This is a genomic window from Streptomyces sp. 6N223 (genome assembly GCF_052246635.1).
Classification (GTDB): Bacteria; Actinomycetota; Actinomycetes; order Streptomycetales; family Streptomycetaceae; genus Streptomyces.
Genome location: NZ_JBQQCA010000096.1, coordinates 1 through 10859 on the forward strand (window position 1 = coordinate 1; position 10859 = coordinate 10859).

A 10859-nucleotide genomic window follows, 5' to 3' on the forward strand; every position below is an offset into this window, starting at 1 on the left:
TCGACGCGATCGCTCGCGCCATCCTCGCAGATGAGCCCGCTGTCCCCACCCAGGACCCGGCAGCCGTCGTTGCGGCCTTCCGCACCCTCCTGCCGAAACTGACCAGCCTCAGCAAAGCTGAGGCCGCGCTTCTCGACGAGTGGCTGCAACGCTGATCCACCACCGCGCTACGGCCCTGCGGCGGCCCGAAGTGGGCCTCGATGGGGTTGGCCCAGGTATGCGGACGCGCCCCATCACACGTTCACCGTCGGCGACAATGGCGTACGTCGGGGACCACGGGGAGACGAGGTGCGATGAACCGACGGCGGCTTCTCGGGCTCGCGCTCCCGGCGTTCGGCATGACGGCCGTCCAGACCGGCTGCGGGCCGGGGCGGCCCGCCGAACCGCGGCGGCCGCGCGCCCTGGTCTACCGGGGCCCGGGGGCCTGCGACGGCTGCGCGGAGGCGGTGGCCGCGCTGCTGCGGAGCGCGCCGTCACGGCCACGGGTCCGGTACTGCGGCCCCGGCGGCGACGTGCCGCTGACGGCGTCGTCACTGGCGGAGGCGGAGGTGTACGCCCAGCCGGGCGGCGGCGACGACCTGGCCGCCGCCTGGCGGGAGATGCGAGACGCCGCCGGCCCGCTCCGCCGCTGGGTGCGCGGCGGGGGCCGCTACCTCGGCTTCTGCATGGGCGCCTATCTGGCGGGCCGCACCCCCGGCTTCGGCCTCCTGCCCGGCGACACCGACGCGTACATCTCCTCCCGCGGCGCCTCGGTGCACACGGCCGCGGACACGGTCATCCCCGTCCGCTGGCGCGGTCAGCTCAGGCACATGTACTTCCAGGACGGACCCTTCTTCCGGCTGACCCGCAAGGCCGCCACCTCGGTGATCGCCACCTACGACAACGGCCTGCCGGCCGCGCTCCTCGCCCCCTACGGCGAGGGCCGGGTCGCCGTGGCCGGCCCGCACCCGGAGGCCGACTCCACCTGGTACGCCGACCACGACCTGGCCAACCCCGACGGCGTCAGGTTCGACCTGGGCCACGACCTGGTGGAATCGGCCATGGCCGGCCTCGGCCGGAAAGCGGCCTGAAGGATCAGCCCAAGCCGCACGCGTGCGCCTCGCCGCGGTGAGCGGGCGCCGCCTCACGGCACGAGCAGCCACCGCCCGCGCTGGCCGCCGCCGGCGACCTTGTCGTGTGCCGTCGCCCACTCGGCCAGCGGGACCCGGCCGGCGACCCGCGGCTCCAGGACGCCGGAGGCGGCGAGGGCGAGCAGTCCGGCGAGGCGGGCGCCGTCGGGCGTGACGCTCGTGATGGCGACCTCGATGCCCCGCTCGGGCGTCGCGGGGGATGCCGAGGGCACGCCGGAGTAGGCGCCGCTGTCGCGGATGGCGGCGAGGGCGGCCGACTGCAGGACGGCGCCGTCGAGGACGGCGTCGAACGACCTGGACTCCGGCACCTCCGTGACCAGTTCGCGTGCCCCGGCCCGCAGCACGAAGTCGCGGTCGGCGGCGCGGGCCAGCCCGGTGACGGCCCAGCCGGCGCGGGCGGCCAGCGCGACGGCGTACCCGCCGACGCTGCCGGCGGCGCCGGTGACCAGCAGGGTCCGCCCACTGGCCGGGCCGAGCCGGTCCAGCAACTGGGCGGCGGTCAGGGCGTTGACCGGGAGGGACGCCGCGTCGACCGGGTCGAGGCCGTCCGGCAGGAGGGCTGCGGCGGAGGCGGGCACGACGGTCTCCTCGGCCTGCGCGCGGACCGGGGCGCCGAAGTCGGCGTGCACGGCGGCGATCCGGTCCCCGGCCCCGAAGCCGGTGACCTCGCCGCCCGTCGCGGTGACGACGCCGGTGAGGCACATGCCGAGGCCGGCGGTGCCGGTGAGCTGGAAGATCGCGCGGGCCGGTGCGCCGCCGGCGTAGAGGGTGTCGACGTGATCGACCGACGCCGCCGTGACGAGGACCCGCAGGTCGCCGGGGCCCAGCGGCGGCAGTGCCACCTCTTCGAGTGTGGGGGCGGAGGAGTCGGGCTTGGAGACGAGCGCGAGGGTCATCAGGACCTTCCTTCGGTTCCTTCGGTTCCTTCGGTTCCTTCGGATGGGGTGGACTCGACAACCATCGGAGATCTACTCTCCTTTGGGAAGAAGGCACTTTGAAGTGGTGTAGGCACCCGGAGGTAAGCCATGGACGTGACCACCGACGCCGTGCCGGCCGGGCGCTTCAACGCCTTCGCCGCGTCGTGTCCCAGCCGCCAGCTGCTCGACACGATCGGCAACAAGTGGGCGAGCCTGGTGATCGCGGCGCTGGGCCTGGACGGCCGGATGCGGTACTCCGGGCTGGTGGCGCGGATCGACGGCGTGAGCCAGAAGATGCTGACCCAGACGCTGCGGAACCTGGAGCGCGACGGCCTGCTGACGCGCACGGTGACGCCGTCGGTGCCGGTCCGCGTCGACTACGAACTCACGCCGCTGGGCCGGTCCCTGCTGGAGACGATCTGCCAGCTGAAGGAGTGGGCCGAGGCCCACATGCCGGAGGTGGACCGTGCACGGGAGGCGTACGACCGGAAGGGGGCCTGAGGGCGGCAAATGGGCGTCAGTGCCTCGTCACCGTGCTGGTGCTCAACGACCTGCCGGGCGGTGAGCTGGTCCATTGCGAGGCGCAGGAGCAGGCGCGGGCGCGGGCGCGGGTGCGCGGCGCGCGCTGCCTGCGGCGACCGCCGGTGCGATGGACAGCAGCGCCAGGATGCCGCCGCCGACGGCCAGTAGGGGGTAGCCGGCGGCGGCGGCGACCAGGCCCGACGCCATGCCGCCCGTGGCGCCCGCGATGGCGATGGAGACGTCGACCAGCCCCTGGGTCCTGGCGCGGGTGGCCAGCGGGACGGCGTCGGTGATCATCGCGGTGCCGCTGACGAGGCCGAGGCTCCAGCCCACGCCCAGCAGCGCCAGCGCCACCGCCAGCACGGTGGCGGAACCGCCACGGGCGTTGGCGGCGACGAGCCCGGCCGCCAGCAGGGCCAGCGCGGACGCGGCGGCGACCGGGAGCGGGCCGTACCGGTCGACGAGCCAGCCGGACAGCGGCGCGGTCAGGTACATCGCGCCGATGTGGATCGAGATGACGAGGCCGGAGGCGGTGGCGCCGTGGCCGTGGTCGTGCATGTGGACCGGCGTCATCGTCATGATCGCGACCATCACCAGCTGGGTGACCACCATGACCACGGCCCCCACCATGACGCCGGCGGGGCGCCCGCCGGCCTGGGCCGGGTGCGCGACGGCGGCGGGGGCCCGCTCCGCCTCCAGGGCGCGGGCCAGCAGCAGGGGGTCGGGGCGCAGCCAGATGGCCAGCACCAGGGCGGCCAAGGCGTAGGCGGCGCCCGAGAGAAGGAAGAGCCCGGCCAGGCGGGGGATGCCGAGGGAGTGGGCGAGGTCGCCGGTGGGCGCGGCGAGGCTGGGGCCGGCCACGCCGCCCAGCGTGGTGGCGACCAGCACGCTGGACAGGGCGCGGGCGCGGTACGCGGGCGCCGCGAGGTCGACGCCGGCGTAGCGGGCCAGCAGGTTCGTGGCCGTGCCGGCGCCGTAGACGAACATCGCGGCGAACAGCAGCGCGGCGCTGCCGGCGACGGCGGCGGCGACGACGCCCGCGCTGCCGACGGCGCCGGCCAGGTACCCGGCGGCGAGACCGGGGCGACGGCCGTACGCCTGGCAGACGCGTCCGATGGCGACGGCCGCCAGCGCGGAACCGGCGGTGGCCAGGGCGGCGAGCAGACCGGCCAGGCTGGTGGTGCCGAGCATGTCCTGGGCGAGCAGGGCGCCGACGGTCACGCCCGCCGCCAGTCCGGCGCCGCTGAGGATCTGGGCGCAGATCAGGACGGTCAGGACGCGGCGTTGCGCCCGGGCCCGCGGGAGTGCTGCGGCGCTCGCAGGTGCGATGGTCAACGGTCAGCCCCGGGCGCCGAGGTCCAGGCGGTCCAGGAGCCCGGCGTCGGTGAAGGCGGCGACCAGGTCGTCGCGGCCCTCGGTGAAGTGCGCCCAGCTGTCGTAGTGGACGGGAACGACCCGGCGGGCGCCGAGGAGCCGGGCGGCCTCGGCGGCCTGCGCGCTGTCGAGGACGATCGGCGCGCCGTCGAAGAGGATGGGGAAGCGGGGAGCCCCGGCGAACAGGATGGCGGTGTCGACCGGGCCGAACCGCGCGGCTATCTCCTTGACCAGGTCGAGCGAGGCGTTGTCGCCGCTGACGTAGACGGTGGGCAGGCCCTGGCCGGTCAGGACGAAGCCGACGACCTGGCCGGTGACCGCTTCGACGTCCTCGCGCGCGCCGGGTCCGTGGAGGGCGGGCACGCCCGTCACCGTGAGCGTGCCGCCGCCGGGGCGTTCAAGATCGACCGCCTCCCAGTCGGCCAGCCCTCTGGCCCTCGCCCCCAGGCGCTGCCCGCCGCCGGGCGTGGTGAGGGTCAGCGGAACGCCGGCGAGCAGCGCCCGGCCGGATTCGTCGAGGTTGTCGGGGTGCTCGTCGTGGGAGAGCAGGACCACGTCGATACGGCCGAGGGCGGCGGGCGTGGCGGCGGCCGGGGCGGTCTTGGTCAGCGTGCCGCGCGGGACGTGGTAGTCGCGGGGCGGGTCGAAGGTCGGGTCGGTCAGGAAGCGCAGCCCGCCGTAGTCGAGGAGGGCGGTCGGGCCGCCGAGGACGCGGATGGGGAGCCGGACCGTGGCCGTGGAGGGGCCCGTGCTGTCAGCCATCAAAACCTCACGGTTGGAATGTATGTTATCCGTGAGGACGGTAGCGGTCTCTCATGGATGAGCGCAAGCCTTACCATGAGACCTGTGCGTGAGAACCCGGCCGCCGACGCCGTGCCACCGCCCGCACCCGGGGCGGACGAGTACGTCGCCCTCGACTTCGTCAACAGCGCCGTCGCGCTGCCCGGAGGGCAGTTCGCCGACCTCCTCGGTACGCCGGAGGCCGCCAACCGGTGGCTGACCGGACACGGCCTGGCGCCCGCCGACGCCGGGGTGCGGGAGATGTGCGCGGCACAGCTGCGCTCCCTGCGCGAACACCTCAGGGCGCTGTTCGCCGCCCGCGTCGACGGGCTGCCCGCCCTGCCCTCGGCCCTGGCCGCCGTCAACGACGCGCTGAGCAGGGCTCCCACGGCCGCCCTGCTGTACTGGGACGAGAAGAACGGCCCCTACCGCGCCGCGCCGTGCCCCACCAACGAGATCCTCGACCGCGCGCTGGCGACCCTCGCGGCCAACGCGGCCGACCTCCTCACCGGCCCCGACGCCGACCGCCTCACCGGCTGCGGCTCACGCCCCTGCAACCGCTACCTGCTGCGCCACGGCCGCCGCCACTGGTGCTCCACCCGCTGCGGCGACCGCGCCCGTGCCGCCCGTGCCTACGCGCGGCGCGCCGGGTCGGCGCCCCAGTAGACCGTGTAGTTCTGGTGGTGGTTGTCGTGGAAGGGGATGAGGGTGACGGGCGAGCCGTCGGCGGTGGCGGTGAAGGTCAGCGGCGTGTCGGTGGCGGCGATCGAGCCGGCGTCGAGGGCGGGGAGCCGCCCGCCGAGGTCGGCGTCGCCGTAGGCGCCGGAGAGGACGACCGGGCCGTAGGTGACGGCCTGGACGCCGGGGTCGTCCGGGGTGGGCAGCAGCCGCAGGCGCATGGGGAGGGTGAGGGTCACGGTGTCGCCGTCGGCCCAGGTCCGCTCCACGGTGGCCCAGCTGCCGGGCTCCGCGGCGACGTCCTGCGCCTCGCCGTTGACGCTGATGGTGGCGTTCTCGGTCCAGGCCGGGATGCGCAGCCGCAGCGCCCAGTCGCCGCCGGTGCCGCCGATGGTGAGGGTGGTGGTGTCGGCGGCCGGGAAGTCGGTGGTCTGGGTGACGGTGGTGCCGCGTTCGGTCCAGTCAAGGGTGGAGGGGATGAAGAGGCTGACGTACAGCCCGGCGTCGTCCTCGAAGTAGATCCCGTCGGTCAGGTTGGTGTGGATCTCGATACCCGTGCCCTGGCAGCACCAGAAGCTGTCGTAGTCCGTGCTCCAGGTGCCGCCGCCCCAGGCCGGGCCCACGCCCCGCCGCCCACCGGGGTTGAGGGGCGTGAAGTACGTGATGTGGCCGTGCGCGGACTCCGGGTCCTGCTGGCCCAGCATCTGGTTGAGCAGGGCCGTCTCGTGGTAGTCGGCGTACGCGACCCGGGCCGGGTCGACGGTGAACAGCTCCCGCGTCAGCTTGAGCATGTTGTAGGTGTTGCAGCTCTCGCAGGTGTCCTCGGCCAGGTACGCGGCGATGGCGCCCGGCTCGCGGAAGTGCTCGGCCTGGCTGTTGCCACCGATGGCGTATGTGTGGTCGGTGGTGACGACGTCCCAGAAGGTGCGGGCGATGTCGAGGTAGCGCTGGGTGCCGGTCGCCTTGTACTCGCGGGCGCAGCCGATCGCCTTCGGCACCTGGGTGTTGGCGTGCAGCCCGTTGAGCTGGTCCCGGCCCGCCGCGAGCGGGTCGAGGACGGCGGCGTGGTCGAAGCGCTGCGCGACGGCCAGCCACTGGTCGTCGCCGGTCTGCTGGTGGATGTCGGTCAGCACGGCGCTCATGCCGCCGAACTCCGTGCCCAGCATGGCCTGCGTCTGCTCGTACGACAGCCGGCCGGTGCGCCAGTCCACCCAGCCCGCGAGCGCGAGCAGCACGTCGCGCGCCTGCTCGTCGCCGATGTACCGCCACACGTCGAGCAGCCCGGCGAGCGTCTTGTGGACGGCGTAGTACGGCACGTTGCCGTTGGACAGGGTGCGGTCCTCCAGCGCCGTGAAGTCGGACTCCGGAAAGCCGGAGAGGTAGCCGGTGCTGAACCCGGCGGCGCCGTTGTTGGCCTGGCACTCGGCCAGCCCCGCCACCATGGCGGCGGCCTTGTCCCGGCAGGTGGTGTCGCCGGTCGCGGCGTACACCTGCGCCCAGGCGGTGAGGAAGTGCCCCTGCATGTGGCTGCGGAAGGGGAAGTCGGGCGCGTCCCAGCCGCCGTTGGCTTCCGAGCCGCCGGTGGAGACGCCGTGGTTGGCGCGGAAGACGTACAGCAGCCGGTCGACGTCCACGAAGCGGAGGTACGCCACCGTGCGGTCGGTGTTCTCCTGCCACCGCCCGGCGGCGAGCCGGACACGGCCGGGCCCGAACGCGCGGGCCACGACGCCGACTTCGTCCTTCGCGGACGGCGGGGCGGAGGCCGCTGCGGCGAGCCTTGGCGCGACACCGGTCAGCGCGGCGGCTCCGGCGGCTCCGGCGGCGGAGAGCAGCACCTGCCGCCGGTTGAGGTCGGGGGACATGTGGGGGGTCCTTTCCGGTCGTGCGGCAGAGTCGCCGGGACAACACGGGACAAACGCGGGACAGACAACGGTGGGGGCGGTGTACTGAGGCACAGCGACCGGGCTCGCCGTCCGGCATTTCGAACGCCGACTGGGATACCAGACGCCACGGATCATAGGCCGTGGACGGGCCGCGTCAACCTCCCGGGTACGCCGCCGGGCGGCCGACGGACTTCGCGCGGCCGGCGTACAGCGCGAGCAGCCCCTCCAACACGCCCAGCCGCCGACGCCGGCCCCGTAGTTGGGCAGGTCGGGTCGTGGCGGTGGTCGTCCGCGACTCGACCGCGGCCCCGGCACTCAGCTGGTGCCGGACTGGACGGCCTCGGTCGGGAGGCCGTCGTGGGAGGCTGCCCAGGAGGCGAGCAGTTTGAGCGCGTCGGCGGTCGGTGTGCCGACGGCCGCGGTGTAGACGTAGAGCCGCAGCCCCGGCGCGGAGGAGAGCTCCATCGACTCGGAGTCGAGGTCGAGTTGTCCGACGACGGGGTGGCGCAGCCGCTTGCGGCCGCTGGGGTGGAACTTCACGTCCTGGGAGGCCCAGCGACGGCGGAACCGCTCGGAGCGGGTGGACAGCTCACCGACCAGCTCGATGAGTGCCCGGTCGTGGGGGTTGCGGCCGGCCTCCAGACGGAGCATGGCGGCGGCGTCGTCGGCGATCCGGTCGTAGTCGACGAAGAACTCCTCGGCTGCCTCCGGGTTCAGGTAGACGAACCGGGTGAAGTTGGCCGGCCGTCGGGGGTCGGCGAGCACAGGGGAGTAGAGCGCCCGGGCGAGTTGGTTCATCGCGACGACGTCGAGTCGGCCGTTGCCCACCCAGGCTGGTGCGTCGGTCACCGCGTCCAGCACCTGCCGGATCGCGGGGCGGATGGTGGAGGGGGCGGCGCGCCTGCTGCGTGTTCGGCTCTCGCGGGCCAGGGCGAGCAGGTGGGCGCGCTCGGCCTCGTCGAGCCGCAGTGCGTCGGCGAGGGCCTCGAGGACGCTGTCCGAGGCGCCAGCCAGGCTGCCGCGCTCCATGCGGATGTAGTAGTCAACCGAGACACCGGCGAGCATGGCGACCTCCTCGCGACGCAGGCCCTTCACGCGGCGGTTGCCACCGTAGGCGGGCAGACCTGCCTCTTCGGGGGTGATCCGGGCACGTCGCGTGCTCAGGAACTCCCGGATCTCGTTGCGGGGGTTGATGGAGCCCATGAGTCCACGGTAGGTGTGCACTCGAACTGAAGGGAGGCACTGGCAGTACCGGTCACCTCAGGCACTCCCCGGGCGCGCGTCGGTGACGTGAACCGAGGACCGTGCGAGCCACCTCTACATCTACCTGGAACAGCCTCCCCGCCACCCGCGCGGCCAGCGATCGACCTCAGCTGACCAGGCCGGACGCGGAGAGCCCGCCGCATCTGCACCGCCTGTGACCTGTGTAGCGTCCGCGGGTGCTTCGCCCGCCGGGCTGACGGCGGCCTGGATTCGTTCGTACGCGGCACGAGCGTCGTACCCCAGACCGCGACGACCGGGTCGTCTTCGGCCCGGCGACAGCCGCTACATCTCGCGCTCCCAGCCGCCGCGCGTGTCGACCTCCGTAGCCTCCGCCAGCGCCTCCAGCTCCGCGATCTCCTCGTCGGCGAGCTCGATGCCGCAGGCCCTGCTCAGACCGTCGACGTAACCCGCCTTCGTGACCCCGATGATCGGGGTGGTCCCCTTGGCGATGGCCCAGGCGGTGGCGACATCGGCGGCGGACGCGCCCCGGTCCTCGCCGATCGCCCCCATCCGCTCGGTCAGCGTCCGCAGCTGGGGCAGGATGCCGTTGTACGCGGCCGCCCGGCTGCTGCCTTCAGGCAACGGGCGGGCCGGACCATACGTGCCGGTCAGCGCCCCTTGTTCGAGGACCATGTAGGAGAAGAACCGCACGTCGTGCTCGCGGCAGTGGTCGAGGATGCCCGCGCGCTCCGAGCTCCGGTACAGGAGGCTGTAGTGGTTCTGGACCGCCTCCACACGGAAGCCGGCCTCGCCGAGGATCTGATCGGCAAGAGCGATCTCCTCCATGTTGTGGTTCGAGACGCCGACATGCTTGATCTTGCCGCTCGTCAGCAGCGGGATCAGCGGCGGTGTCCATCGCCCCACGTCGGCAGGGTTGTGGATCCAGTACAGATCCACATACTCCGTGCCCATGCGGTCGAGGCTCTGCTCCAGCATGTCCGCGACCGGATCGTCGCCGTCGCCCGCGATCTGCGGGGTGAACTTCGTGGACAGCTGGTACTCGCTGCGGTCGTAGCCCTTCAGTGCCTGGGCGAGGACCGTCTCCGAGCGGCCCGTGCCGTAGACCACGGCGGTGTCCCACAGCGTGAACCCGTTGGACTGCGCCTTCTCGACGACCTCTCGCAGACCGGATGCGGTCAGCTGGCTGCCGAAGTAGCCGTCGCCTGCCTTGCCGCTGTCTCCCCAGGCCCACGTGCCCAGCGCCACCGCCGGCGCTGGCAGTGTCTTGCTCGTCATGTCATACCTCCATTGCTTGTTCTGCGGTCGTGGCGGCTCGTCGTGAACACGGAGGCCGATCGCCCCGGCTCGAATCAGAGAGCGAGCGAGGTCTCCTGTGTCTGTCCTGCCGATCTGATCGCCCATGCCGGGTTTGGTGACCGCCTTACCGAGCGGTCCACCTGCCGATCCGGACTCCAGAGCTTCACTAGTCAGCCTGTGAAGATCAGCTCGCCCACCAGTGGGTGCCGGAGCACGTCGTGCGAGGCCCCCATCAGGATGATCCGTTCCGCGCCGAGCCGCTTCGCCGACAGCACAGCCCGCAGGCCCACCGCACCGTCACGGTCACGCTCGTCCGCTCGTCCGCTCGTCCGCTCGTCCGCTCGTCCGCTCGTCCGCGCCGGCCTTCACCGCCGCGTGGTAGCCGGTGCCGAACGCGTCGGCGAGGGTCAGCAGCGACGGCAGCAGCGGCGAGTCCCCACCGACAGGGATCGGCACCAGGGTGACCATCTCCTCGACGACGCTGCCGCACACACACGCCCGCACCACGCGCACGATCGCGTCCGTCGGCTCCCGCAGCACCGGGTCGGGCAGGGTCTCCACCCGGACGCCACCGGCGCCGTACATGACAGTTGCTCGCATCAGGTCCTCGGAACTGGTCGGTCGGTCTCGACGTCCAGAAAACCCCTGTACTTCGCGCCCAGGGAGTGCCTGATGTGCCAGGTACCGCGAGGGCCCCCCAGCTGTGCGCGGTCGCTGCTGAGGGATACGTCACCTGCGATAGGACTACAGCCTCTCAGCGGTGGCGTTCCCGGAAGCGTCGCAGGCGGTCGGCCTTCGCGTCCTGGTACGGGTCGGCCGGCAGGTCTGGGGCCGGCGGGGCTGGGGTGGCGTTGTGTCGCCAGGCGGCGCCGTAGTGGTCGGTCTGGCGGTGGATCTCGTCGGGCTGCGAAAGGGCCGGCCAGATGAGGAGGAGGAGAGGTCTAGTGGCTGATTCTTGCCTACTGCTGCCCAGAGTTATCTACGGTGATCAGCATGTACCGGATCGGCGAGTTCGCAGAACGAATCGGCCGTTCCCCTTCCACCGTGCGGCGGTG

General features: G+C 72.9%; 9 protein-coding genes and 1 pseudogene. 3 read left to right on the forward strand and 7 right to left on the reverse strand.

Annotation, left to right across the window (positions count from 1 at the left end):
• The first annotated feature begins 293 nt into the window (after window positions 1–293).
• A complete protein-coding gene (locus ACTWQH_RS31960) occupies window positions 294–1070 on the forward strand; it encodes a BPL-N domain-containing protein (RefSeq protein WP_443290313.1) in 777 nt (258 codons plus the stop codon).
• A gap of 53 nt (window positions 1071–1123) precedes the next feature.
• On the opposite strand, the gene ACTWQH_RS31965 is transcribed toward ACTWQH_RS31960, so the two are convergent.
• A complete protein-coding gene (locus tag ACTWQH_RS31965; RefSeq protein WP_443290314.1) occupies window positions 1124–2026 on the reverse strand; it encodes a zinc-binding dehydrogenase in 903 nt (300 codons plus the stop codon).
• 129 nt (window positions 2027–2155) lie between these two features.
• Here ACTWQH_RS31965 and ACTWQH_RS31970 point away from each other — a divergent pair, with 129 nt between their 5' ends.
• Window positions 2156–2548: a winged helix-turn-helix transcriptional regulator gene (locus ACTWQH_RS31970; RefSeq protein WP_443290315.1), complete on the forward strand. Its 393-nt coding sequence runs from the start codon at window positions 2156–2158 to the stop codon at window positions 2546–2548.
• Window positions 2549–2590: 42 nt separating this feature from the next.
• Here ACTWQH_RS31970 and ACTWQH_RS31975 read toward each other — a convergent pair whose 3' ends face one another.
• Both ACTWQH_RS31975 and ACTWQH_RS31980 read right to left on the reverse strand, forming a co-directional pair.
• Window positions 2591–3904 carry an MFS transporter gene (locus ACTWQH_RS31975; RefSeq protein WP_443290316.1) on the reverse strand — a complete coding sequence of 438 codons (1314 nt, stop codon included), beginning with the start codon at window positions 3902–3904 and terminating at the stop codon, window positions 2591–2593.
• A gap of 3 nt (window positions 3905–3907) precedes the next feature.
• Entirely contained in the window at window positions 3908–4705 is a 798-nt protein-coding gene (locus ACTWQH_RS31980; RefSeq protein ID WP_443290317.1) for an MBL fold metallo-hydrolase, read from the reverse strand.
• A gap of 75 nt (window positions 4706–4780) precedes the next feature.
• Here ACTWQH_RS31980 and ACTWQH_RS31985 point away from each other — a divergent pair, with 75 nt between their 5' ends.
• Window positions 4781–5389, forward strand: coding sequence for a CGNR zinc finger domain-containing protein (locus tag ACTWQH_RS31985; RefSeq protein WP_443290318.1), 609 nt, complete (start codon window positions 4781–4783; stop codon window positions 5387–5389).
• Here ACTWQH_RS31985 and ACTWQH_RS31990 read toward each other — a convergent pair.
• The 4 genes and pseudogenes from ACTWQH_RS31990 to ACTWQH_RS32005 form a co-directional block, all read right to left on the reverse strand.
• Complete coding sequence (locus ACTWQH_RS31990) at window positions 5356–7263, reverse strand: beta-L-arabinofuranosidase domain-containing protein (protein ID WP_443290319.1); 1908 nt, start codon at window positions 7261–7263, stop codon at window positions 5356–5358. The genes ACTWQH_RS31985 and ACTWQH_RS31990 overlap by 34 nt on opposite strands.
• A 336-nt stretch (window positions 7264–7599) precedes the next feature.
• On the reverse strand, window positions 7600–8487 hold the full coding sequence (locus ACTWQH_RS31995) for a helix-turn-helix transcriptional regulator (RefSeq protein ID WP_443290320.1): 888 nt from the start codon (window positions 8485–8487) through the stop codon (window positions 7600–7602).
• 342 nt (window positions 8488–8829) lie between these two features.
• Complete coding sequence (locus ACTWQH_RS32000; protein ID WP_443290321.1) at window positions 8830–9783, reverse strand: aldo/keto reductase; 954 nt, start codon at window positions 9781–9783, stop codon at window positions 8830–8832.
• A 251-nt stretch (window positions 9784–10034) separates the two neighbouring features.
• Window positions 10035–10404: pseudogene (locus tag ACTWQH_RS32005) on the reverse strand (hypothetical protein); the annotation flags it as partial.
• Between the last annotated feature and the right edge of the window lie 455 nt (window positions 10405–10859).